This window comes from Microbacterium daqui (assembly GCF_050408675.1).
Lineage (GTDB): Bacteria > Actinomycetota > Actinomycetes > Actinomycetales > Microbacteriaceae > Microbacterium.
The window spans coordinates 1-22,467 of sequence record NZ_JBNTKF010000010.1; the positions used below are offsets into that span (position 1 = coordinate 1).

At 62.7% G+C, this 22,467-nt stretch carries 22 protein-coding genes and 2 tRNA genes; 12 read left to right on the forward strand and 12 right to left on the reverse strand.

What is annotated here, in order from left to right; all coding sequences use genetic code 11:
- Positions 1-156 precede the first annotated feature (156 nt).
- Positions 157-642 (reverse strand): Dps family protein, encoded by a 486-nt coding sequence (locus ACQUSY_RS07820; protein WP_428903930.1) that lies wholly within the window; start codon positions 640-642, stop codon positions 157-159.
- 137 nt (positions 643-779) lie between these two features.
- On the reverse strand, positions 780-1,205 hold the full coding sequence (locus ACQUSY_RS07825) for a DUF1761 domain-containing protein (RefSeq protein WP_428903931.1): 426 nt from the start codon (positions 1,203-1,205) through the stop codon (positions 780-782).
- Between the two features lie 104 nt (positions 1,206-1,309).
- On the opposite strand from ACQUSY_RS07825, the gene ACQUSY_RS07830 reads away from it, so the two are divergent.
- Positions 1,310-1,849 (forward strand): gamma carbonic anhydrase family protein, encoded by a 540-nt coding sequence (locus ACQUSY_RS07830; protein ID WP_428903932.1) that lies wholly within the window; start codon positions 1,310-1,312, stop codon positions 1,847-1,849.
- Between the two features lie 61 nt (positions 1,850-1,910).
- On the opposite strand, the gene ACQUSY_RS07835 is transcribed toward ACQUSY_RS07830, so the two are convergent.
- The 4 genes from ACQUSY_RS07835 to ACQUSY_RS07850 form a co-directional block, all read right to left on the reverse strand.
- Positions 1,911-2,723, reverse strand: a complete 813-nt coding sequence (locus tag ACQUSY_RS07835; protein WP_428903933.1) for an amino acid ABC transporter ATP-binding protein — start codon at positions 2,721-2,723, stop codon at positions 1,911-1,913.
- Positions 2,720-3,538 carry an amino acid ABC transporter permease gene (locus tag ACQUSY_RS07840; RefSeq protein WP_428903934.1) on the reverse strand — a complete coding sequence of 273 codons (819 nt, stop codon included), beginning with the start codon at positions 3,536-3,538 and terminating at the stop codon, positions 2,720-2,722. Before ACQUSY_RS07840 ends, ACQUSY_RS07835 begins: the two co-directional genes overlap by 4 nt.
- A gap of 57 nt (positions 3,539-3,595) precedes the next feature.
- The gene (locus ACQUSY_RS07845) at positions 3,596-4,417 is read right to left on the reverse strand and encodes a transporter substrate-binding domain-containing protein (protein ID WP_428903935.1); all 822 of its coding nucleotides are present in this window, start codon (positions 4,415-4,417) and stop codon (positions 3,596-3,598) included.
- A gap of 81 nt (positions 4,418-4,498) precedes the next feature.
- Positions 4,499-5,026 carry a GntR family transcriptional regulator gene (locus tag ACQUSY_RS07850; protein WP_428903936.1) on the reverse strand — a complete coding sequence of 176 codons (528 nt, stop codon included), beginning with the start codon at positions 5,024-5,026 and terminating at the stop codon, positions 4,499-4,501.
- On the opposite strand from ACQUSY_RS07850, the gene ACQUSY_RS07855 reads away from it, so the two are divergent.
- Together ACQUSY_RS07855 and ACQUSY_RS07860 are read left to right on the forward strand one after the other, a co-directional pair.
- Positions 4,943-5,380: a hypothetical protein gene (locus ACQUSY_RS07855; RefSeq protein WP_428904005.1), complete on the forward strand. Its 438-nt coding sequence runs from the start codon at positions 4,943-4,945 to the stop codon at positions 5,378-5,380. The genes ACQUSY_RS07850 and ACQUSY_RS07855 overlap by 84 nt on opposite strands.
- Before the next feature lie 4 nt (positions 5,381-5,384).
- Complete coding sequence (locus ACQUSY_RS07860; RefSeq protein ID WP_428903937.1) at positions 5,385-6,374, forward strand: malate dehydrogenase; 990 nt, start codon at positions 5,385-5,387, stop codon at positions 6,372-6,374.
- Positions 6,375-6,419: 45 nt separating this feature from the next.
- On the opposite strand, the gene ACQUSY_RS07865 is transcribed toward ACQUSY_RS07860, so the two are convergent.
- Positions 6,420-8,981: an MMPL family transporter gene (locus ACQUSY_RS07865; protein WP_428903938.1), complete on the reverse strand. Its 2,562-nt coding sequence runs from the start codon at positions 8,979-8,981 to the stop codon at positions 6,420-6,422.
- Positions 8,982-9,129: 148 nt separating this feature from the next.
- Here ACQUSY_RS07865 and ACQUSY_RS07870 point away from each other — a divergent pair, with 148 nt between their 5' ends.
- Positions 9,130-9,705 carry a TetR/AcrR family transcriptional regulator gene (locus ACQUSY_RS07870; RefSeq protein WP_428903939.1) on the forward strand — a complete coding sequence of 192 codons (576 nt, stop codon included), beginning with the start codon at positions 9,130-9,132 and terminating at the stop codon, positions 9,703-9,705.
- Positions 9,706-9,809: 104 nt separating this feature from the next.
- Here ACQUSY_RS07870 and ACQUSY_RS07875 read toward each other — a convergent pair.
- Positions 9,810-9,883: transfer RNA gene (locus ACQUSY_RS07875), tRNA-Gly, on the reverse strand.
- 201 nt (positions 9,884-10,084) lie between these two features.
- Here ACQUSY_RS07875 and ACQUSY_RS07880 point away from each other — a divergent pair.
- The 6 genes from ACQUSY_RS07880 (at position 10,085) to ACQUSY_RS07905 (ending at position 15,768) form a co-directional block, all read left to right on the forward strand.
- Positions 10,085-10,161 (forward strand) — tRNA-Pro (locus ACQUSY_RS07880).
- A 65-nt stretch (positions 10,162-10,226) separates the two neighbouring features.
- Positions 10,227-11,678: a trigger factor gene (gene tig / locus ACQUSY_RS07885; RefSeq protein ID WP_428903940.1), complete on the forward strand. Its 1,452-nt coding sequence runs from the start codon at positions 10,227-10,229 to the stop codon at positions 11,676-11,678.
- Positions 11,679-11,864: 186 nt separating this feature from the next.
- Entirely contained in the window at positions 11,865-12,449 is a 585-nt protein-coding gene (locus ACQUSY_RS07890; RefSeq protein WP_428903941.1) for an ATP-dependent Clp protease proteolytic subunit, read from the forward strand.
- 26 nt (positions 12,450-12,475) lie between these two features.
- Positions 12,476-13,141, forward strand: a complete 666-nt coding sequence (locus ACQUSY_RS07895; protein ID WP_428903942.1) for an ATP-dependent Clp protease proteolytic subunit — start codon at positions 12,476-12,478, stop codon at positions 13,139-13,141.
- 140 nt (positions 13,142-13,281) lie between these two features.
- Positions 13,282-14,550 carry an ATP-dependent Clp protease ATP-binding subunit ClpX gene (gene clpX, locus ACQUSY_RS07900; protein ID WP_428903943.1) on the forward strand — a complete coding sequence of 423 codons (1,269 nt, stop codon included), beginning with the start codon at positions 13,282-13,284 and terminating at the stop codon, positions 14,548-14,550.
- 3 nt (positions 14,551-14,553) lie between these two features.
- Positions 14,554-15,768 carry a benzoate/H(+) symporter BenE family transporter gene (locus ACQUSY_RS07905; RefSeq protein ID WP_428903944.1) on the forward strand — a complete coding sequence of 405 codons (1,215 nt, stop codon included), beginning with the start codon at positions 14,554-14,556 and terminating at the stop codon, positions 15,766-15,768.
- Here the strand turns inward: ACQUSY_RS07905 and ACQUSY_RS07910 are convergent.
- Positions 15,758-16,255, reverse strand: a complete 498-nt coding sequence (locus ACQUSY_RS07910) for a GyrI-like domain-containing protein (protein ID WP_428903945.1) — start codon at positions 16,253-16,255, stop codon at positions 15,758-15,760. The genes ACQUSY_RS07905 and ACQUSY_RS07910 overlap by 11 nt on opposite strands.
- 51 nt (positions 16,256-16,306) lie before the next feature.
- Positions 16,307-18,355, reverse strand: a complete 2,049-nt coding sequence (locus ACQUSY_RS07915; RefSeq protein ID WP_428903946.1) for a M3 family metallopeptidase — start codon at positions 18,353-18,355, stop codon at positions 16,307-16,309.
- Between ACQUSY_RS07915 and ACQUSY_RS07920 the strand changes: the two genes are divergently transcribed.
- Positions 18,354-18,875, forward strand: a complete 522-nt coding sequence (locus ACQUSY_RS07920; protein WP_428903947.1) for an ArsR family transcriptional regulator — start codon at positions 18,354-18,356, stop codon at positions 18,873-18,875. The genes ACQUSY_RS07915 and ACQUSY_RS07920 overlap by 2 nt on opposite strands.
- Positions 18,872-19,573, forward strand: a complete 702-nt coding sequence (locus ACQUSY_RS07925; protein WP_428903948.1) for an MFS transporter — start codon at positions 18,872-18,874, stop codon at positions 19,571-19,573. The genes ACQUSY_RS07920 and ACQUSY_RS07925 overlap by 4 nt, the downstream gene beginning before the upstream one ends.
- On the opposite strand, the gene ACQUSY_RS07930 is transcribed toward ACQUSY_RS07925, so the two are convergent.
- Together ACQUSY_RS07930 and valS are read right to left on the reverse strand one after the other, a co-directional pair.
- Positions 19,574-19,789 (reverse strand): hypothetical protein, encoded by a 216-nt coding sequence (locus ACQUSY_RS07930; RefSeq protein WP_428903949.1) that lies wholly within the window; start codon positions 19,787-19,789, stop codon positions 19,574-19,576. It lies immediately after the preceding gene.
- Positions 19,789-22,383 carry a valine--tRNA ligase gene (gene valS / locus ACQUSY_RS07935; protein WP_428903950.1) on the reverse strand — a complete coding sequence of 865 codons (2,595 nt, stop codon included), beginning with the start codon at positions 22,381-22,383 and terminating at the stop codon, positions 19,789-19,791. Before valS ends, ACQUSY_RS07930 begins: the two co-directional genes overlap by 1 nt.
- Positions 22,384-22,467 lie beyond the last annotated feature (84 nt).

Sequence of the window (22,467 nt, forward strand, 5' to 3'; positions counted from 1 at the left end):
CCCTCCTCAAAGCATCCGACTGCGAGTTCGCGTTGCTTGGGTGAAAGTGCGGAACGTGCACGCATAGAAAAACTCCCCGAAAATTGGTATCTGATTTCTCAGTCCAACTTCCGGGGAGCAGTTCAGAGAAGGCGCCCGCTCTTTTCGTTGTGAAACTTAGGCGGCGACGTGTGCCGTCAAGAACCAGCGGTCCTTTTCGAGGCCGCGACGAATCTCAATCGCAACGTCTTGGCTCGTGAGGTCGATCTCGTCGAGGCCGTCGATAGCGTCCTGCGTCTGAGCAAGAATCTTGTCGATGTCGGCGACGACAGCGTGAATCATGGCGTCCGAGCTCGCGAATGCGGCGGGAACAGCGGTCTCACCGGTCTCGGCTGCGACGACGCTGGCGCGGGCGTCAATGGGCAGACCCAGCGCAACGATACGCTCGGCGGCCGTGTCGGCCCAGTCCATGGCGTGCGCCACGACCTCGTCGAGCAGCTCGTGAACACCCACGAAGTTCGCACCACGAACGTGCCAGTGTGCCTGCTTGCCGTTGAGTACGAGCGCCTGCAGGCTGTGAACCAGCGGCGTCAGGAACTGAGCGGAGCCTGCAGCGACGGTCGGGTCGCTGGCGGTGGTTGCGATGGTCTTCGACGTGGTCATGAGGTCCTCCTCGGTTGGGGTTGTACTCGGTATAACACCTAAGGTACTCGTTTCATTCCGTCGCGCAAGCAAGCTGAGGCTGGGCTAACTCCCTGATAGAACGCGAAATTTAGGTGAGCCTTAGCGAACTTGACCGGCTAACCCAGCGCGGGCGGCCACACGCCGATGATGAGAGCCATGACGACGACGGTGACCAGCTCGTGAGCGATGTTCATGATCGTCAATCCGCTCGGTCGCCCCTCAAAAGCATCGTGGGTGATGAAGCGGGCGGCGGTGAAGCCGGCCCACAGCAAAACGCCCGTGACGAGCGCGGCGATGAGGTAGCTGCCGTTGTAAAAATTGTGAGCGATGGTTGTGGCTCCCGCGAGTACCCAGGCTGAGACGAAGCTCACGACAACGGTGACGATGATCGGAACCACAGCGTTCGAGGCAGAACCGGGCGTCACCTTGGCAAGTTTCATCCAGCGGTCGCCAAAGACCTTCGGCGTGTACCAAACGGAGCCAACGATCATAGTCGACAGAGTGGCGAGAATGACGGCCCAGTAATTGATTTCCGGAACCATGAGGTGCTCCTTTTCATAGCGTTGAGTGAATGATGACGCACGATGAGCGGTATGAACAAGAGGCGCGCTTGGGCAGATTCGTTGCGACCCCTAGAGTCGGGAGCATGACGATTTCACCTGATGCTTCGGTTCTGCCTGTCTCCGGCATGACGCCCGCGATTGCCGACACGGCATTCATTGCGGCTGGTGCCCGACTCATTGGCGACGTGCGTCTCGCTGACAACGCCAGCGTGTGGTTTAACGCGGTGCTTCGCGGCGACAGTGCGTCGATCACGGTCGGTGAGCGCAGCAACCTGCAAGACAACGTCTCGGTGCATGTTGATGCCGGTCACCCGGTGGTCATCGGCACCGATGTTTCGGTCGGCCACAACGCAGTCGTGCACGGATGCACGGTTGAAGATGGCTCGCTCATCGGTATGGGTTCGGTGATTCTGTCGGGCGCCGTGATCGGTGCGGGCAGCCTCGTTGCCGGGGGAGCGGTCGTGCTCGAAGGAACCATTGTGCCGCCGGGTTCGCTCGTGGCTGGTGTGCCGGCCAAGGTGCGCCGTGAGCTTACCGACGACGACAAGGCGCGCCTCTTGAAGAATGCAGCGGTGTACCTCGACCACTCGATGAATCACTCGGCAACAGTCAACGCTGACTGAGACCGAAAACGAATGAGGCGGGTACCATACGGGGCACCCGCCTCATCGCGTTGCGAGAGTCTTAGCTGTCGTTGCCGATGGCCTTCATACTCGCAGTGTCGCGCGAAACTTCGACGTGCGTGGGGTCGAGCACACGGCGCAGGAAGTCTTGCGTGCGCGGCTCGCGCGGGTTGCCGATCAGATCGTTGGGGTGGCCCTGCTCGACGACGACGCCGCCGTCCATGAACACCACGTGGTCTGCCACTTCGCGGGCGAACGCCATTTCGTGGGTCACAACGACCATCGTCATGCCGTCGCGCGCGAGGCCGCGCATAATGGCGAGCACGTCTCCGACGGTCTCGGGGTCGAGGGCCGAGGTCGGCTCATCGAACAGCATGAGCTTCGGGTCCATCGACAGCGCCCGCGCAATCGCAACGCGCTGCTGCTGGCCGCCCGAGAGCTCGACCGGGTAACGCGATTCGAGCGAGGCCAGGCCGACGGCGGCGAGGTGCTTGCGGGCGACCTCCTGTGCCTCAGCGCGCGGGCGCTTGAGGACTTTCTCCTGCGCCACGGTGCAGTTCTGTAGCACGGTGAGGTGGGGGAAGAGGTTGAACTGCTGAAAAACCATGCCCACCTGGGCGCGCATGGCATCCACGTCAACATCTTCATCCGTCGCGTCAAAACCTGCGACGTGAATGGTTCCGCCATTCGGCTGTTCCAACAGGTTGATGCAGCGCAACAGCGTGGATTTGCCAGAACCAGAGGGGCCGATGAGACACACTACTTGACCCTGACGCACGTTCAGGTCGATGCCCTTCAGAACTTCGTTGGAGCCATACGCCTTGCGCAGACCGGTGATCTGTACTCCGGCGGGGGCGATTGCGGTGGCGGTCATCGCTTTTCCTTTCGCGACGTGCGCTGAGAGTTCTGTTCGCTACGGCGCTCAAACCAGCGCGCCAGCATGCTGAGCGGAACCGTGATCACCAGATACAGAAGACCGGCAACGACGAAGGCGGTGGCGCCACCGCCGTACGTGATCATGCCATCACGGCCGATCTTGGTGATGTCGTAATTGATGGCCTGCATGCCGAGCACGTAGACGAGCGAGGAGTCTTTCGTCAGAAGGATGACCTCGTTGGTGAGGGGAGGCAGCACGATACGGAACGCCTGCGGGATCACGATCGTGATCATGGCGCGGGTGTGCGACATGCCGAGGCTACGCGCCGCCTCAATTTGGCCCTTTGGCACGGCTTGCAGGCCAGCACGGAGCGTTTCAGCCATGTAAGCGGCGGAGACGGCACCGAGCGCGATCATCACGGTGGCCCACAGGGGGAGCTTGAGTCCCTGGAATGCGATCGGGAGGAGGAAGCCCGCGCCGATAAGCACGAGCAGTGCCGGAATACCACGGAAGAACTCGATGTAGACGGTGGCGATCCACTGGTATGGCTTGAACGTTGCCATCTTCATGAGCGCAAGAATGAGGCCGAACGTCAGTCCGAACGCAAACGAGGCGCCGGTGTACAACAACGTGTTCACGAGGCCGGGGAAGAGGATCGTGGGGAAGAGCTTCGGGATGACCTCAAAGCGCAAGAACGAGTCAACGACCGCAGGCCAGTCGATGATGAAGGCGAGGACAGCAATGACGACGATGCCGATGCCGCCCTGAATCCAGAGGCTCCGCTGCCTGCGTTGAGTGGCGGTCAATGCCATGAGGGCACCTTTCACAGAGTGGGCCGGCCCGCGTAAGCGAGCCGGCCCCGGTACGAATTACTTACCTTCGAACCACTTAGCTTCGAGCTTGGCGAGGTCGCCGCTGTCCTTCAGCTTCTTGATCGTCTTGTTGACCTCCGCGAGGATCTCAGCGTTCTTGCCCTTGGGCACGATGATGCCGAGGTTCTCGTCGGTGGGGATGTCTTCCACGACGACGAAGTCATCGTTGCCCTTGATCGCGTACTTGAGAACTGACTGGTTGCCCAGCGATGCCGCCGTGTTGCCGGCGGTCAGCGCGAGAATCTGCTGACCCGAGTCTTCGTACTCGGTCGGGTTGAGGCCCTTGTCCTTCGCGTAGGTAGCACCCGTGGTCGCTGCCTGAACGCCGACCTTGTCCTTGGCATCTTCGAGCGACTTAATGCCGGAGGCCTTCGACGCGACCAGCACGAGTGCGTCATTGTAGTAGGGCTCCGAGAAGTCGACGTTCTGCTTGCGCTCGTCGTTGATCGTGATCGACGACGCCGCGATGTCGCAGTCGGTGCCGAACAAGCCCGACGTGATGGCCTCGAACGACGAGTCGACGACGGCGAGCTCAAGGCCCATGTCGTCGGCAACGGCGCGCGCGATGTCAATGTCGAAACCAACCGGGTCACCGGTGGCCTCGTCGAGCATTTCAAACGGCTCGTAGGGAATGTCGGAGCAAACGGTGAGCTTGCCCTCGGTGATCGTCTTGATGCCGCCCGCAGCGTCGCCACCGTTTGCGTCACCGCCAGTGCCCCCACAAGCGGAAAGGGTAAGCGCAGCGGTGGCTGTGAGGCCCAGCAGCGCGATTCGGGAAATACGGTTATTCATAAGAACACCCATCTGTGAATGAGTCATGTGTTGCGCAAGTGTATCCGTCAGGCGCGCCGATCTCATTACGCCACGGCAGATCGTTTCCCGGTGGTTATATCCGACCGCTCAAGCACCGCTGAGTGGGCGTACGTACGCGTCGCCGCGTTGAGAACGCCCGGACGCTGACACCGTGAACCGCACGATGTCACTGAGATAGCGATCATCGGAGGCCTCGTATCGCTGTCCGTTTGCATCGCGACTAATGCGGCGAAGCCGCAATATAGGAAAGCCACGGGGGACCCCGAGGAGCTTTGCATCCGTCTCATCGGCGGCAACGGCGTCGATTTCGTGCTCAACGGTTGCGCCCGCAAAACCACGCGACTCCAAGTACTCCGTAATGGACACAGTGTCGAGGTCTACGTCGAACAGTACGCGGCCAACAGGCGCGGTAAAGCTCAGCCGCTCGAACATGGTCGGCCGGCCATCCAGACTGCGCAGGCGCAACACGTCGACGACGGCGTCGCCCTCGGCGATGCCCAGCAACGCGCTGAGTCGGGCGGGATTGACGTATTGACCCCCGCGGAAACCGAGCGGTTGATGCCGGTCCGGCGGGGGATCGCTGCCGGTGGCGGCTGGATCCGGACTGACCTGCAAACCGACCCGCGCGCGGCGGGGGCCGCGATCCGCGCGTACCTCGCGGGGCAGGGCGTCGACTTCTTGTTACGCACTCACGTCGGTGACGTGTTTGCGACCGAGCCGATCGCCATAGACCCGGAAGATCTGATCAGACGATGCATCACTCTTCGAGGGTTCACAATTATGCGCCTCGCGATCTCGGTGATGCGGTGCGGTTTCTGCGTGACCGCCACAGCCGTTATCCGTTCGCTTCACTTGTCGGTGAAACGTTCACGCTCGATCAGATCGATCAAGCGATCGCGTGCGCAGCCGAAGGAGCACACGCGCGTGTCGGAATTCACCCCCGTTGATGGGGGAGCTGGGCTACCGTAGCGGCATGACCACAACGGAGATTCCCACCATCGCCGTCACCGGTGCCGCCGGCCAGATTGGCTACAGTCTGTTGTTTCGCATTGCCGCTGGCGGTATCTTCCGGCACCGTCAATTCCGGCTTCGATTGCTGGAGATTGAGCCAACATTGCCCGCACTCGAAGGTGTGGTGATGGAACTCCAGGACGGCGCCTTTCCGCTGCTCGCTGGCATCGACATCGGGTCCGACCCGCACCAGGTCTTTGATGGCGTCAACCTCGCACTCTTGGTCGGGGCGAGGCCCCGCGGACCAGGAATGGAACGCGCTGACCTGCTCCAGGCGAACGGAGCGATCTTTACGGCGCAGGGGCGCGCGCTCAACGAGGTTGCTGCTGACGACGTGAACGTCATTGTCACTGGCAACCCCGCGAACACGAACGCCCTCATCGCGCAGCGCAACGCGCCCGATATTCCGGCCAGCCGCTTCTCGGCGTTGACGCGGCTCGACCACAACCGCGCGATTTCGCAGGTGGCCGCGAAGACGGGGGCTGCCGTGCGTGACATCTCCCGCGTCACGGTTTGGGGCAACCACTCCGCATCACAGTTTCCCGATCTCGCTCACGCTCATATCGGCGATGAAATGGCCGTCGACGTCATCGGCGACGACGCGTGGATTGAGAATGAGTTCATTCCCACTGTCGCGCAACGTGGCGCCGCGATCATTCAGGCGCGGGGGTCGTCGTCTGCGGCCTCAGCCGCCTCGGCAACCGTTGATGCGGCACGCGACCTGATTCATGGTTCCGCAATCGATGACTGGGTGTCGATGGCTGTGCCCTCGGATGGCTCGTACGGCGTGCGTGAGGGGCTCGTCTCGTCGTTTCCGGTCACGACCGCTGACGGCGAATGGACGATTGTTCCTGACCTGGAGATCAGCCCATTCGCACGTCAGCGTATCGACGCGTCGGTTTCCGAGTTGCAGGAGGAGTACGACGCGGTAACGGCGCTCGACCTTATTTAGCCGACTCTGCTTCCTGCGACCTTCGCCCCGAAGACGCGTGAGAACCTAGGCGGTCGGTACCGGCTCCCGATCGCGCTCGGTCGCGTCGTCACTATCGTCAGCGTCGTGATCCGTGTTGTTGTGTGCCACCGGGTGCTTGCGCTCAAGCGAAGCGCCCTCAACATCAACGTCAGGCATGATGCGGTCGAGCCAGCGCGGCAACCACCACGCCGACTTGCCGAGCACCGTCATGACGGCGGGCACGAGCACCATGCGCACGACGAACGCGTCGAACAGCACGCCGATCGCGAGACCGAAGCCGAGCGGGCGAATCATCGTGAGGTGGCTGAATACGAAGCCGCCAAACACGGCGATCATGATGATTGCTGCGGCCGTCACAACCGGGCGGCCGCCGCGGAGGCCCGCAACGACGGCTTCGCGCGCCGGAACGCCGTGCACGTAGGCCTCACGCATACCCGAGACGAGGAACAGCTGGTAGTCCATCGCCAGGCCGAAGAGCACACCCATCAGGATGATCGGTGCGAAGCTCAGTACCGGCCCCGGAGCGTGCACGTCGAAGATCTCCGACAGCCAGCCCCACTGGTAGATCGCGGTGACCGCACCCAGCGACGCGAAGAGCGACAGCACGTAGCCGGCGGTGGCGATGACCGGAACCAGGATGCTGCGGAACACGAGGACCATGATGATGAGCGACAGGCCGAGAACGACGAGCAGGTAAACCGGCAGGGCATCTTGCAGCTTCTCAGAGACATCGATGTTGCCGGTCGCCTGGCCAGCCACGCCGAGCGTCGCGTCTTCGGTCAGATCGAGACCGCGGAGCGTGTGAACGAGGGTTTCGGTCGTCTCACTCGTGGGGCCATCGGTTGGGATCACCTGGAATGCAAAGACGGTGCCATCGGCGGAGACCCCCACGGGTGCTACGGCCGACACGTCGTGCTGCGCGCCGAGCTGGGTGCCGACAGCGGCCTGCGTCGCCAACTGATCTGCTTCGGCGACAGCGTCATCGAACGTGGCGACGACAAGGAGCGTGCCGTTCTGACCAGCACCAAACTCTTCGGTCACCGTCGTGTAGGCCTGATACTGCGTGGTGTTAACCGGCTCAGATGAGCCATCGGGAAGGCCGAGACGCATCGACAACGCCGGAATCGCGATAACCAGGAGCGCCGCAATCGCGACCGCTGCGGCTACGAGCGAGCGTCCGACGCGCATCGCCTTGAGCGGGCGCGGAGCGGCTTGCGCCTCGCCAATCAGTGCGCGCTTGCGCTTCGGCAGTGCGCGGAGCTTCATGAGACCGAGCAACGCCGGCGTAAAGGTGATGGAGACAAACACGGCGATGGCCACACAGACAGCGGCCACGATACCCATGACACCGAGGAACGGAATGCCCGTGACGAGCAGCGCAACCAGGGCCACGATGACCGTGCTGCCAGCGAAGACCACGGCGTTGCCGGCGGTTCCGTTGGCGAGACCGATGGACTCTTCAACCTCGATGCCCTGCAGAAGCTGCTGGCGGTGGCGGTTCAGAATGAACAGGGAGTAGTCGATACCGACCGCGAGACCCAGCATGACGCCGAGAGCAGGCGTGATCGACGCCATATCGACAACGCCCGAAAGGGAAAGTGAACCGGCGACACCCACGCCCACGCCGACGATCGAGCTGAGCAGGGGCGTAACGGCGGGCAAGAACGCGCGCATCATGATTATCAGCACGATGGCGGCGAGAAGGATACCCACAATCTCACCGACACCGATGAGGCCATCGACGCTCATCGTGATGGTGGCGGAGTAGTCAATGTTGACGCCCGCGATGCCAGCGGAATCGAGGGCATCACGAACCTCGGCCTTGGTGTCGTCCGGGAGCGTGTAGACCATCTCATCAAACTGCACGGCACCGATAGCCGTTGTGCCTGACTCCGAAACCATCGACAGGTTGGTGCTCAGGTCAACGAGCGTCTGTCCGTTCGTGACGTTTGCCTGCTGGGTCGCCAGCTCCGTGGTTCCGGTTTCAATCTGTGCCAAACCGGCGTCGATGTTTGCCTGCTCCGTATCGAGACCGGCGAGCTGGCCGTCAAATACGGGCTTCGCCATTTCGTACGTGCCGTCTGCCTTCGCGGCGGCAACCGCGGCCTCGAGCTGAGCACGACCAGCATCAAGCTGCGTCTGACCAGCCTCGAGCTGAGCGCGGGAAGCATCGAGTTGTGCCTTGCCTGCATCGATCTGCGCCTGACCGTCGGTCAGCGCGGTCGCCTGCTCGGTGCGCATCTGCTCAACGGCGAATGGGTTGGTCGCACCAGCGACGCCGGCGATGCCGGAGACATCGTCGAGAAGGGCCGCAATATCGGCCTTCTGCGTGTCGGTGAACGTCGTGTCGTCATCGGTCGAGAAGACGACGGTTGCCGAAGCCCCGGTGAGTTCGGGGAAGGTATCGGCGAGCTGATCGCTGACGCGCTCGGTCTCAGTATTAGGAATCGAGAAGCTCGTCGCCAGAGCGCCGCCAAACGCCAGGAAAGCGACGCCAGCGAGGCCGAGAATAACAAGCCAACCGACGATGACAGCCCACGCGCGACGCGCGCTAAATCGGCCGAGTCGGGAGAGCAATTCCGCCATGAGTGATCCTTCGAGAAGAGTGGACAACGCGGGGTGCTTCATCGAACCCAAATCCACGCTATCCGACAAGTGTTGGAAAAGTTGCGTCAGGACGAAACGATGGAGCAAACTCCCGGTTTCGCGGGGTGTATCTGCGAAGATCGGGGGCATGGACCCCCGTATCGCCCGCAGCCGCGCCGTTTTGCACGAGGCGATGATTGCGCTGGCGGGGGAGCGGTCGCTTGATGACATCACGATCGCCGACATCACAGCCCGCGCCGGAGTCAACCGATCAACGTTCTATCAGCACTTTTCTGACAAGGGTGCGTTGCTCGCCGACGCGCTCGAAGCCGCGGCCGACGTGGCTGCGGGGGCGCTGCGAGAAATGGGGCCGGCTGACCCGGGCGATCCGATGCCGCCCGCACTGCTGACATACCTTGAGCACATTCGTGATCACGCCGCGCTCTATCGTCGCGTGCTCGGCGATCACGGTTCCGGTGTCGTCGCTTCGCAACTGCGCGGCCACATTGGCGCGATTGCCATTGATGTGGTGCGCCGCGTCGTTCCGGAGGGCGCGTTCACCGTCCCGGCTGATGTTGTTGGTGAGGCTTACGGTGGCACCGCGCTGGGTGTGGTCACCGCGTGGCTCCGTCATGATCCGCTGCCCGATGTGGATGTCGCCGCCGGTTGGCTGTGGTCGATGGTCGTCGGCACCTATATTGCCGACCCACCGCAGTCTCTCTGATAGCCGCCCACTGGTTCCGTCGCCGCATTCGTCGTTCCGACTTCGCCAACAGCGGAACCAGGGGCTGGGAAAAAAGAAAACCCCCGGTTTGCCGAGGGTTTTGTTGGAGGGGCTGACGAGAATCGAACTCGCATCATCTGTTTGGAAGACAGAGGCTTTACCACTAAGCTACAGCCCCAAAGCGCGGAATTACGCGGCTTTTCAGCCATTCTGCGTTCGGTGTTCATTGGATTGAACGTGTCTACACTAGCGGATATTTTTGGGTGCTCATGACGCTTGGCCCAAATTTTTACCGAGTGCGTGTCGCCGCGGCACGCAAGCCCATTTCCATCGGCTAGACTTTCGGGGGTCGTTTCCGTGCGTTTGTGCGCAATAGTTCCGGGGCGTAGCTCAGTTTGGTAGAGCGCCCGCTTTGGGAGCGGGAGGTCGCAGGTTCAACTCCTGTCGCCCCGACCAACGACCATCCAGAATCTTCACCAGCATTTCTGCACGTGAAGAACCAACAAGGAGAACGAACAAGCATGGTGAACAGCACCGTCGAGAAGCTGAGCCCCACGCGGGTCAAGCTGCGCATCACGGTCACGCCGGAAGAGCTCAAGCCTTCCGTTGCACACGCGTACGAGCACATTGCTCAGGACATCCAGATCCCCGGCTTCCGCAAGGGTAAGGTTCCGGCCCCGATCATCGACCAGCGCGTCGGTCGCGGTGCTGTCATCGAGCACGCTGTCAACGAGGGTCTCGACGGTTTCTACCGCCAGGCTGTCAACGACAACGAACTGCGCGTTCTGGGTCGCCCGTCGGCAGAGATCATCGAATGGCCGTCGGAGAAAGACTTCTCTGGTGACGTTGTCATCGAGGTTGAGGTTGACGTTCGCCCCAAGTTCGAGCTGCCGGCACTGGCAGACATCAAGCTGACCGTTGACGCTGTTGCTGTCGACGAGAACGCTGTCGCCGAAGAGCTGGACCGCCTGCGCGGCCGCTTCGGCACGCTGGTCACGGTTGACCGCGCTGCCAAGAAGGGTGACTTCGTTGAGCTGAACCTGGTTGCAGCGATCGACGGTAACGAGATTGACCGCGCCGAGGGCGTTTCGTACGAGGTGGGCTCGGGCGAACTGCTCGAGGGCACCGACGAGGCTGTTGAGACGCTGACCGCTGGTGAAGACACCACGTTCCGCTCGAAGCTGGTCGGTGGCGAGCACGCTGGCGAAGAGGCTGAGGTCGCTGTCACGGTTGTGGCTGTCAAGGAGCGCGAGCTTCCCGAGGCTGACGACGACTTCGCTCAGATGGCGTCGGAGTTCGACACGATCGCTGAACTGCGCGACAGCCTGCAGGCACGCGTTGCTGAGCAGGGTGTCTTCACGCAGGGTGCGGCCGCTCGCGACAAGCTCATCGAGGCTCTCCTCGAGAAGGTGGAGATTCCGGTTCCGCCGCAGCTCATCGAAGACGAGGTGCACGCACACCTCGAGGGTGAGAACCGTCTCGAAGATGACGCACACCGCGCAGAGGTTACCGAAGCGAGCGAGAAGCAGTTCCGCACGCAGATGGTTCTCGACGCTGTGGCTGAAGACGCCAAGGTCCAGGTTGGTCAGGAAGAGCTCACGCAGTACCTGATCCAGTCGGCTGGCCAGTACGGCATGTCGCCGCAGGAGTTCGCTGACATCCTGCAGCAGAACGGCCAGATCCCAGCCCTCGTTGCTGAGGTTGCTCGCAACAAGGCTCTCGCGATTGCTCTCGGCAAGGTTTCGGTCGTTGACACCGACGGCAAGGCTGTTGACCTGAGCGGCTTCGCTGCCGTTGAGGACGACGCTGACGAGGCCGAAGAGGCAGAGGCTGAGAAGCCCGCGAAGAAGGCTCCTGCAAAGAAGCCCGCCGCGAAGAAGCCGGCCGCGAAGAAGGACGAAGCGGCTGACGCAGACGAGAAGCCTGCGAAGAAGCCCGCCGCGAAGAAGGCTCCAGCCAAGAAGGCTGAGTAATTCGTAACGCGAAGGCCGGACGATGCGAATCGTCCGGCCTTCGTCGTCTCTATCGACCGAATTTTGGCAGGGGAGAGGTCTTCGTGGTGAGTATGCCGCGACACCTGATATGCCGACGGCGAACACGGGCGAGACGGGCCTGTGACGCCGGTAGATTCGAATCACCACAAGGAATTGGGAGCACTCATGGCTGAACCCCTCATGGCGACCAGCGTCTTCGACCGGCTGCTGAAGGACCGCATCATTTGGCTCGGGTCCGAAGTTCGCGACGACAACGCAAACGAGATCTGCGCCAAGATTCTTCTTCTTGCTGCGGAAGACCCGCAGAAAGACATTTACCTCTACATCAACTCGCCCGGTGGTTCCATCACCGCGGGTATGGCGATCTACGACACGATGCAGTTCGTTCCGAACGACATCGTGACGGTCGGCATCGGTATGGCCGCCTCGATGGGCCAGTTGCTGCTGACGAGCGGAACCAAAGGCAAGCGTTACATCACGCCGAACGCCCGCGTTCTGCTGCACCAGCCGCACGGTGGCTTCGGCGGAACCGCCAGCGACATCCAGACGCAGGCTGCTCTCATTCTCGACATGAAGAAGCGCCTCGCTGAGATCACGGCTTCGCAGACCGGCAAGACCGTTGAGCAGATCAACGCTGATGGTGACCGCGACCGCTGGTTCACGGCAGAAGAGGCCCTCGAATACGGCTTTGTCGACCACATCCGCGAACACGCGACCGATGTGGCCGGCGGCGGCGGTACCGAGAAGTAACGGCATAAGGACGAAGGAATCGAGTAATGAACACTCCCTCTTACGGTGGCCCCTCGGGCCTGCAGATGCCGTCGAGCCGCTACATCCTGCCGCAGTTCGAAGAGCGCACCGCCTACGGCTACAAGCGTCAAGACCCGTACAACAAGCTGTTTGAAGACCGCGTGATCTTCCTCGGCGTGCAGGTTGACGACGCATCGGCTGACGACGTGATGGCGCAGCTCCTGGTTCTGGAGAGCCAAGACACCGACCGCGACATCACGATGTACATCAACTCGCCCGGTGGCTCGTTCACGGCGATGACCGCGATCTACGACACCATGCAGTACGTCGCACCCGACATCCAGACGGTCGTTCTGGGTCAGGCCGCGTCGGCAGCTTCGGTGCTACTCGCCGGTGGTACGCCGGGCAAGCGTCTGGCTCTGCCGAACGCGCGCATCCTGATGCACCAGCCCGCTGTTGGTGAGGCCGGTCACGGTCAGGCCTCTGACATCGAGATTCAGGCCGCCGAGATCATGCGCATGCGCACGTGGCTCGAAGAGACCATGGCGAAGCACACCGGCCGCTCGGTCGAGCAGGTCCACAAAGACATCGATCGCGACAAGATCCTGTCGGCACAGGAGGCGCTGGAGTACGGTCTGGTTGACCAGGTACTGACGACGCGCAAGCGCAAGCCGCAGGCGCTCACCGCGTAAGTATCCCGATTGATGGCCTCGAGATTAACCTCTCGGGGCCATCATCATTTCGACGTGTTGTTCCGTTACACGGCGAATATCCGAGCCGATGTCGGTAGATGCGTTTAGGCTCGAAGTGTCAGCAAACGAAGGAGAAATCGATGACACGTCTCGGTGAGAGCGCCGATCTGTTTAAGTGCTCCTTCTGTGGCAAGAGCCAGAAGCAGGTGCAACAGCTGATCGCTGGCCCCGGCGTCTACATTTGCGACGAGTGCATTGAGCTCTGCAACGAGATCGTCGAAGAGCGCATGGCTGAGGCGGCCAACGGTGAGGTCGTCGAGTTTGATCTGCCGAAGCCGCGTGAGATTTTCTCCTTCCTCGAAGAGTACGTCGTCGGTCAAGAGCCCGCGAAGCGTGCGCTGGCTGTCGCCGTCTACAACCACTACAAGCGCGTGCGTGCACGCGGAACCTTGCAGGCGGCTGAAGACAAGGCTGAAGACATTGAGATTGCCAAGAGCAATATCCTCATGATCGGCCCGACGGGTTGCGGTAAGACGTATCTCGCACAGACCCTCGCCAAGCGCCTCAATGTTCCGTTCGCCGTCGCTGACGCCACCTCGCTCACCGAGGCTGGTTACGTCGGTGAAGACGTTGAGAACATTCTGCTGAAGCTCCTGCAGGCCGCCGATTACGACGTCAAGCGCGCTGAGACCGGCATCATCTACATCGATGAGATCGACAAGATTGCCCGCAAGGCGGAGAACCCGTCGATCACGCGTGACGTGTCGGGCGAGGGCGTGCAGCAAGCGCTACTGAAGATTTTGGAAGGAACCGTGGCTTCGGTTCCGCCGCAGGGTGGTCGCAAGCACCCGCATCAAGAGTTCATCCAGATTGACACCACGAACGTGCTGTTCATTGTTGCTGGCGCATTTGCTGGCCTCGAAGACATCGTGTCGTCGCGTGTCGGTAAGCACGGCGTCGGCTTTGGCGCTCCGCTGCACCACAAGGGTGATGACATGGACCTGTTCGCTGAGGTGCTGCCAGAAGATCTGCATCGCTTCGGTCTGATTCCGGAGTTCATTGGCCGACTCCCGGTTGTGGCTTCGGTATCGCCGCTCGACCAGCGTGCGCTGATGGATATTCTGACAGTGCCGCGCAACGCCCTGGTCAAGCAGTACCAGCGCATGTTCGAGCTCGACGGCGTGACGCTGGAGTTTGACGAAGACGCGCTGATCGCCGTGGCCGACCTCGCGGTTGCTCGCAAGACCGGTGCCCGCGGCCTCCGCGCGATTCTGGAAGACGTGCTCGGCCCAATCATGTTCGAGATTCCCTCGGCTGACAACGTGCAGAAGGTCATTGTCACGCGTGCCGCCGTCGTTGATGGCGACGCACCCACGCTCGTGATGAAGCAAAAGCGCAAGAGCGCGTAGTCCGTGACACCGACGCCCGAGGCAACGAAGCCTCCCGTGCTCGCCCCGATCCTCGCAGGCGTTAGCGGTGCCCTCGCGGGCTTTGCGTCGTCGTTTGCGATTGTGATGGCCGGTGCCGTCGCGGTTGGGGCAACGGCTGGTCAAGCGGCGTCGGGTCTGCTTGTCGTCAGCCTGGTGCAGGGCGTTCTCGCGATCGTGCTGTCGGCAACCTCGCGGTGGCCGATCTCTATCGCATGGTCGACGCCGGGTGCCGCCGTTTTGGTGGGCGCCGGCACCATCACGCAAGACTTCCCAACTGCTGTGGCGGCCTTCATCGTCGTGGGCGTCATGATTGCGCTCACCGGGCTCTGGCCGTGGCTGTCACGGGTGATGACGAGTATTCCGGCGCCCATTGGTTCCGCGATGCTCGCCGGCATTCTGCTACCCATTTGTCTCGTGCCGGTCGAAGCGTCGATGACGTTCCCCGCACTCGCTCTGCCGCCGATTCTGGTGTGGCTGGTGCTGTCGCGATTCGCGGCTCGCTGGGCGGTACCCGCGGCAGTGCTCCTCACCGTGGTGCTGGTGATCATCTCAGCCGGGCCATCGTGGGCGGCGGGCGTTAACCTCGCACCGCATCTTGAGCTGGTCGCACCGTCATTCGCCGACCCACTCGCGATCGTGTCGCTCGCGATTCCGATGTACATCGTGACAATGGCGGGCCAAAACATCCCCGGCTTCACCGTGCTGCACACGTACGGCTACGCGCCAGCGCCAGCCCGGCAGATCATGCTCACGACCGGGCTCGCGAGTGCAGTCTCGGCGCCGTTCGGCGCCCAGACGGTCAACCTGTCCGCGCTGTCGGCCGCGATCATGGTCGGTGACGAACACACGCCTCGTGATCGCCGATGGATCGCAACGGCTACTGGCGGCATCGTCTACATTCTGCTGGGACTGACAGCCACCGTCGCTGGTGCGCTCATCACCGCAAGTCCGACGATTCTCATCGTGTCTGTCGCCGGGCTCGCGTTGCTCGGAGCGCTGATCACCGCGATCATGAGCGCTCTCGAAGACGCGCGCGCCCGCGTGGTGGCGGTCGGAACCTTCATCGTCGTCGCCAGCGGCATGACGGTCTTTGGCTTTGGTTCCGCTGTCTGGGGCCTCATCGTCGGAACCATCATATGGCTGGTCTTCATCACGAGCGCCCGTAAGCCTCGTGCCGAAGCTGACGCTACGGCTTGACGGGCAGAATGAGGTCGGTGCGCATGTTGGTGGTGGCGACCGTGCGCGGGTCGCTGACGTAGGCCTCAATCCAGATGTCGCGCAGCTCACCGGTGGCACCGCTCGTGACCTTCTGCCACGAGTCAGACATGGTCTCGTAGGAGCCCGTGTGGCTGAGAATCATCGCGGGGCCCGCCGGCAATGCTGAGGCGTGAATGCGTCCGGCTGGGCTCTCAATAACGCTCGTCGGCGCACCCATGGCCGGGAAGCCGACCTCTACATCGAACACACCCGTCGGGTCGCCGTAGTAGACCGCGTATGCCGGGCCGACAGCAATGAACTGGCCTGCAGACATCGAACGCCCCAGGGCATTGAACGACGAGTCGAAGATGTTGCGCAGGTCAGCGACCGTCACACCCTCGTGGCGAATGACGACGAGGAGTTCAGCCTCGAGGCTCTCCGAGGTCACCTCGGTGTAGGGTTCGGGCGAAAGCGGGGGAATCGACATGGGTGCTCCTCGATGGGGGTGCGGGTGTTGCTCCACCCGCACCCCTCAATGTTATTCGCTCAGGCCGCGACGTTTCAGGAGCGGCGCGATGTCAGCATCGCGACCGCGGAAGTCGCGGTACGCCTCGAGCGGGTCTTTGGAACCACCGACGCCGAGCAGTCGCTCGCGGAAGCGGTCGCCGTTCGCGCGGGTGAGTCCGCCCGACTCTTTGAACCACTCGACGGTGTCGGCATCGAGCACCTCGCTCCAAATGTAGGAGTAGTAGCCGGCGCTGTAGCCGCCCGAGAAGACGTGCGCAAAGTACGTCGACGCGTAGCGGGGCGGAACCACGGCATTGTCGAGTCCGATGTCAGCAAGTGCAGCCGCCTGGAAAGCGGCAACGTCGGTGACGGCCTGCGCATCGGCAGCCGACAGCGAGTGCCATGCCTGGTCAAGCCACGCCGCCGCCAAGTATTCGCTCGTCGCGAAGCCCTGGTTGAACGTCTCTGACTCCGCCATGCGGGCGACAACGACGGCGTCGAGCGGTTCGCCCGTCTCGATATGGCGAGCGTAGTTGCTGAGCACCTCGGGCCACATGATCCACATCTCGTTGACCTGGCTCGGGAACTCAACAAAATCACGGAACACATTCGTGCCAGCGAAGTGCGGATAGGTGGCGACGGCAAATAGGCCGTGTAGCGCATGACCGAACTCGTGGAAGAGCGTGTTGACCTCGTCAAGCGTCAACAGCGTCGGCCCGGAGGCGGGCTTGGGCACGTTGAGGTTGTTGAGCACAACGGGCTTCGTGCCCCGCAGGTGTGACTGCGAGACGAGGTGGTTCATCCACGCTCCGCCGCGCTTCGAGTCGCGCGTGTAGAGGTCAAGAATGAAGAGCCCGAGAGCGGAACCATCTTCGTTGAAGACCTCGAAGGTGCGGGCATCGGGGTGGTACGTCGGCAGATCGGGTCGTTCCTTGAACGTGATGCCGTACAGCTGCGTCGCAGCATAGAAGACACCGTCGGTCAGCACACGTTCGGCTTCAAACCACGGGCGCAGTGCGGCGGTGTCGACGTTGTACTTTTCGGCGCGGACCTTCTCCGTGTAGAACGCCCAGTCGTGGGCTTGCAGCTCAAATGGTTCCGCTTCGCTCTTATCGATGAGCTCCTGCAGCGCCTGCTGCTCGGCAACAGCGTTACGGGCCGCGGGGGCGGCGAGCTCGCGCAGGCGTGTGTGGACGGCTTCGGGGGAGCCAGCGGTCTCATCTGACGTGATGTAGGCCGCGTGTGAAGCGTATCCGAGGAGTTCTGCGCGCTCGGCACGCAACCGCACGATCTCGAGGAGCACTTCGGCGTTCGAGTGTTCGCCAGCGGTGGCGCGGGCGAGTGACGCCTGCATGATACTTTCGCGCGACGCGCGGTTGGTGAGGGATGCGAGCAGGGGGTGGCCGGTGAACAGGGGGAGTGAGAGCATGTAGCCCTCCTCGCCGCGCTCGGCGGCTGCTGCACGGGCGGCGTCGAGTTCACTGGGCGTCGCGCCGTCGAGAGCGCTGGCGTCGGCAAACAGCGGTGCGAGGCGGTTGGTGTCGCCGAGGAGGTTCTTTTCGAACGACGTGGTCAGTGTCGCAAGCCGCGCGTTGAGCTCCTTGAGGCGCGTCTTTGCGTCGTCATCGAGACCGGCTCCGGCGTGCGTCATTTCGGCGTAGCGACGCTCAATCAGGTAGCGCTGCTCGGGGGTGTACTCGCGCTCGTCACGCGACTCCCAAATCGTCTTCACGCGCGAGTACAGGAACGCGTCGAGAATGATCGCGTCGTTGTGCGCGGCGTAGAGCGGGGCCAATTCTTCTTCGACGGCCTGAATGTCTGCGGTGGCATCGGCCGAGCTGACCGTGTAGAACGCGTTGGTGACGTACTCGAGCTGCTCGCCGGTGCGCTCCCACGCTTCGAGCGTGTTCTCAAACATGGGCATCGATCGCACGCGCGTAATAGCGCTGATCTCCTGCAACTGCTCGGCAAAAGCCGCCTGGAATGCCGGAATATAGTGCTCGGGCTTGATGTCGGAGTAGTCGGGGATTCCGTAGGGGAGCGATGACGGAGTCAGCAGCGGGTTGTCAGTATCTGTCATGGCGAAAGCCTATCGAGCGGGGCGCACGAGCTACCACCTTCGTGAGTTGGCCAAGCACGACCTCATTCGTGAGGTTCAAGGGCAGGGCACCGCTCGCGAGCGCTGGTGGGAGCGCCCCCGCGGTTCGGTCGCGATGGGTGCCCCTGATGCGCGGGTGACGCCTGCTGGCAAGCTCGCCACGTCAATCGTGATCGAAGAGTTCTACCGTCGTCGCCACGAGCAGCTTCTCGGCTTCTTGCGCGACACGGCTGACATCCCCGATGACGACGACCTCAAGGCCCTCCTCACAACCTCCACTGTCTCTCTCACTGACGCGCAGTTCACTGAGATGGCAGAAGCGGTACAGAACGTGATCTCTGAATACGTCGAAAAGTACCGCGACCAAACCGGTGACGGCGTGCGACGCTTTGCCGTCCGCGCCGACATCTTCCCCCTTCCAGCCTTCGATGACTCGGAGACGGCTCTGAACGCCCGTCGTGACGCCTCTGCTGCGCGCCACGTCGGCCTTCTCCCGCGATGACGACCCACGCGCAGCGTGCGTGCACCGCAACCAAGCCGCACCTCGGTTCCACTTTTGCGAAGCTGTGGACAGCCGCCGCCTTCTCAAACCTCGCTGACGGCCTCGGCCGCACGGCGGTGCCGCTCATCGCAACGACCCTCACGCGCGACCCGCTCGCCATTGCGGCGCTCGGAGCGGTCGCCTTCTTGCCCTGGCTCATTTTCGGTCTACCCGCCGGCATGATCGTCGACCGCTTCGACCGCTGCTACATCATGGCGCTTGCCAACACACTGCGTGGTGGGGTCGCGCTGGTGTTGGCCATTTTGGCGTCGACCGGAACCTTGACAATCGTGAGTCTGCTGGTGGCCACGTTGGTCTTCGGGCTGGGAGAGACGCTCTTCGATAATGCGACGAACGCCGTTTTTGCCAGATGTATCTCCGTTTGGAACGTGCCGTGGGGTGCGCTACGTCAGACCATCATTCTGAACCGTCTGTTTGGGCGCGTGCTCGGCATCATTCGCTCGGTCACCTGGGGCATCATGCCTATCGCGACCCTGATTGGCGGCATCGTGGCGCGCCAAGACTTGCGACTGCCGTTCATCATCGGCGCTGGCATTCAGCTCGTCGCGACACTGCTGTGGTCACGCGTGATTCTGCGGGCCAGCGAGTACAACGAACCCATTCCCGCGCCGCGACGCGAAACCATGACTGCGGAGTGACTAGCTCCAGGGTTGCGTGATGACCTCGTCATCAGCGGTGATCAGCACTTCGTAGCCGCTGTCGATTTCAGCGCACGGGCGGCCCTCAAGCCACGTCAGCGTCCACATCGCCCCGGCCGGCGCATCAGCGTCGACCGCAGAGATGGCGCCGCGCAGGGCGTCAGGAACGGAACGGGGTGGTTCCGAGCCTGACGCCCAACGCGTGCCGAGTTGCATTACGCGTCTTCCGCCGGTGCCAGCTCGATCGAGACGACGGCGAGTTCTTCGCCTTCGACCACGTCAAGCTGCGCGATACGTCCGACAGCGCTGAGGTCAGCGGCCGCTGCTTGCAGTGCGGGAAGCGTTGCCGCGGGAGCCGCGATGACAGCGCGGTCAACCGCGGTCTTCTGCGATGCCTTAGCCTCGGTCTTCGCGCGGCGAATACCGATCAGGGCAGCCGATGCCGTCTCAAGAACGGTCGGGTCGCCAGCGGTCTCACGCGAAACCGGCCAGGCGGTGGCGTGAACCGAACCCTCGTTGAACCACGACCAGGCCTCTTCCGCGGCAAACGCGAGCACCGGGGCCAGCAGGCGCAGCAGTGTCGACAGCGCGATGCGCAGTGCGGCCACGGCCGAAGCGCCCTCGGCGCCGCCCGCGTACGCGCGCTCCTTGACGAGCTCGAGGTAGTCGTCGCAGAACACCCAGAAGAAGCTCTCGGTGACTTCCAGCGCACGCGCGTGGTCGTAAGCCTGCAGCGCCTTCGTGGCCTCGGCGATAACGCCGTCGAGCGTTGCCAGCATCGACAGGTCGAGTGCTTCGGTGACCGACTCTTCAGCGGCGTCGCCGAACGACAGCACGAACTTCGCCGCGTTGAGAACCTTGATCGCCAAGCGGCGACCGATCTTCACCTGCGTCGGGTTCTGCGGGTCAAACGCGGCGTCAGCGCCCAGGCGGCTGGAAGCCGCCCAATAGCGGACCGCGTCGGTCCCGTGCTGGTTGAGGATGTCAGCCGGGGTCACAACGTTGCCCTTCGACTTCGACATCTTCTTGCGGTCAGGGTCAACGATGAAGCCGGAAATAGCGGCGTCAGACCACGGCGCGCGGCCGTCCTGCAGCGCCGAACGCAGCATCGTCGAGAAGAGCCACGTGCGGATGATGTCTTGACCCTGCGGGCGCAGATCAAACGGTGCCACGAGGTTCCACAGTTCGTCGTCGCGCTCCCAACCACCAGCAAGCTGCGGGGTGAGCGACGAGGTTGCCCAGGTGTCGAAAATGTCGATTTCGCCCTCGAAGCCGTTCGGCTTGCCACGCAGGCTCTCGTCGTAGCCCGCGGGAGCGTCGCTCGACGGGTCAACCGGAAGCTGACCGAGGTCGGGCGTGATGACGCGGTCGTAGTCGCGCTCGCCGTTTTCGTCGAGGCCGTACCACACCGGAATCGGCACACCGAAGAAGCGCTGGCGCGAAACGAGCCAGTCACCGGTCAGGCCACCAACCCAGTTTTCGTAGCGCACGCGCATGAAGTCGGGGTGCCAGTTGAGCTCCTTGCCGAGCTCGATCAGGCGGTCACGCAGTTCGGTGTCGCGGGCGCCGTTGCGCAGGTACCACTGGCGCGTCGACACGATCTCGAGCGGGCGGTCACCCTTTTCGAAGAACTTCACGGGGTGCGTGAAGGGCTTCGAAACCTCAAGCATTTCACCGGTCTCGAGCAGCTTCTCCACGATCGCCTTGCGGCCTGAGAAGACCGTCTTGCCGGCAACCTGCTCGGTGTAGAACGCGATGGCCTCTGCCGACTCGATGCCAGCGGGAGCGTCAGGGAGGAAGCGACCGTCCAGGCCGAGCACGGTGCGGTTGGGCAGGCCCTCACCGTCAGTGGTGCGCAGCTCGCGCCACCAAATGATGTCGGTGATGTCACCGAAGGTACACACCATGGCGATACCCGAACCCTTGTCCTGCTTCGCCAGGTGGTGGGGGAGCACCGGAACCTCGACATCGAAGAACGGGGAGCGCACGGTGGTGCCGAAGAACGGCTGGTAGCGCTCGTCGTCGGGGTGAGCGACCAGGGCGATACACGCGGGGAGCAGCTCCGGGCGCGTGGATTCAATCACGATGTCACCGGCGGGGCCGTGGAACGCGATCTTGTGGAACGACGCCTGCTGATCGCGGTCTTCGAGCTCGGCCTGCGCGATGGCAGAACGGAAGTCAACGTCCCACAGCGTCGGCGCGAGGTCTTGGTAGGCCTCGCCGCGCTCGAGGTTCTTGAGGAACGCAAGCTGCGACGTGCGAATCGTGTCGTCAGAGATGGTGCGGTAGGTCTGCGTCCAGTCGACGCTGAGGCCAACCTGACGGAAGAGCGATTCGAACTGCTTCTCGTCTTCGATCGTCAGCTCTTCGCAGAGCTCAATGAAGTTACGGCGGCTGATCGGCTTCTGGTCTGCGGCCTTCGACGACTTGTTGTCGCCACCACGGAACGGCGGCTCAAAGTCAGCCTCGTACGGCAGTGACGGGTCGCATCGCACGCCATAGTAGTTCTGCACGCGGCGCTCGGTGGGCAGACCGTTGTCATCCCAACCCATCGGGTAGAAGACGTTCTTGCCCTGCATGCGCTCAAAACGTGCCTTCACGTCCGTGTGCGTGAACGAGAACACGTGGCCAATGTGCAGGCTGCCCGACGCGGTGGGCGGCGGGGTGTCGATGGAGAAGACGCTGTCGCGACCGTTCTGCACGGCGGCGGTGCGGTCAAAGCGGTAGACGCCAGACTGCTCCCACGTCTCGCCCCATTTCGCTTCGAGACCTTCGAGGGCGGGCTTGTCAGGAATGTGCGCGTCAGCCATGGGTATCTCCAAGCGATATAGGCGGCACCGTGTGAGCGTGCCTGATGTGAACTGACCTCCAGGATACCAGCGCTTGCACCACCG

Coding starts and splice junctions, on each gene's coding strand:
- ACQUSY_RS07820 (WP_428903930.1), bottom strand. CDS start 642: ATGACCACGTCGAAGACCATCGCAACCACCGCCAGCGACCCGACCGTC.
- ACQUSY_RS07825 (WP_428903931.1), bottom strand. CDS start 1,205: ATGGTTCCGGAAATCAATTACTGGGCCGTCATTCTCGCCACTCTGTCG.
- ACQUSY_RS07830 (WP_428903932.1), top strand. CDS start 1,310: ATGACGATTTCACCTGATGCTTCGGTTCTGCCTGTCTCCGGCATGACG.
- ACQUSY_RS07835 (WP_428903933.1), bottom strand. CDS start 2,723: ATGACCGCCACCGCAATCGCCCCCGCCGGAGTACAGATCACCGGTCTG.
- ACQUSY_RS07840 (WP_428903934.1), bottom strand. CDS start 3,538: ATGGCATTGACCGCCACTCAACGCAGGCAGCGGAGCCTCTGGATTCAG.
- ACQUSY_RS07845 (WP_428903935.1), bottom strand. CDS start 4,417: ATGACTCATTCACAGATGGGTGTTCTTATGAATAACCGTATTTCCCGA.
- ACQUSY_RS07860 (WP_428903937.1), top strand. CDS start 5,385: ATGACCACAACGGAGATTCCCACCATCGCCGTCACCGGTGCCGCCGGC.
- ACQUSY_RS07865 (WP_428903938.1), bottom strand. CDS start 8,981: ATGGCGGAATTGCTCTCCCGACTCGGCCGATTTAGCGCGCGTCGCGCG.
- ACQUSY_RS07870 (WP_428903939.1), top strand. CDS start 9,130: ATGGACCCCCGTATCGCCCGCAGCCGCGCCGTTTTGCACGAGGCGATG.
- tig (WP_428903940.1), top strand. CDS start 10,227: ATGGTGAACAGCACCGTCGAGAAGCTGAGCCCCACGCGGGTCAAGCTG.
- ACQUSY_RS07890 (WP_428903941.1), top strand. CDS start 11,865: ATGGCTGAACCCCTCATGGCGACCAGCGTCTTCGACCGGCTGCTGAAG.
- ACQUSY_RS07895 (WP_428903942.1), top strand. CDS start 12,476: ATGAACACTCCCTCTTACGGTGGCCCCTCGGGCCTGCAGATGCCGTCG.
- clpX (WP_428903943.1), top strand. CDS start 13,282: ATGACACGTCTCGGTGAGAGCGCCGATCTGTTTAAGTGCTCCTTCTGT.
- ACQUSY_RS07910 (WP_428903945.1), bottom strand. CDS start 16,255: ATGTCGATTCCCCCGCTTTCGCCCGAACCCTACACCGAGGTGACCTCG.
- ACQUSY_RS07920 (WP_428903947.1), top strand. CDS start 18,354: ATGGCGAAAGCCTATCGAGCGGGGCGCACGAGCTACCACCTTCGTGAG.
- ACQUSY_RS07915 (WP_428903946.1), bottom strand. CDS start 18,355: ATGACAGATACTGACAACCCGCTGCTGACTCCGTCATCGCTCCCCTAC.
- ACQUSY_RS07925 (WP_428903948.1), top strand. CDS start 18,872: ATGACGACCCACGCGCAGCGTGCGTGCACCGCAACCAAGCCGCACCTC.
- ACQUSY_RS07930 (WP_428903949.1), bottom strand. CDS start 19,789: ATGCAACTCGGCACGCGTTGGGCGTCAGGCTCGGAACCACCCCGTTCC.
- valS (WP_428903950.1), bottom strand. CDS start 22,383: ATGGCTGACGCGCACATTCCTGACAAGCCCGCCCTCGAAGGTCTCGAA.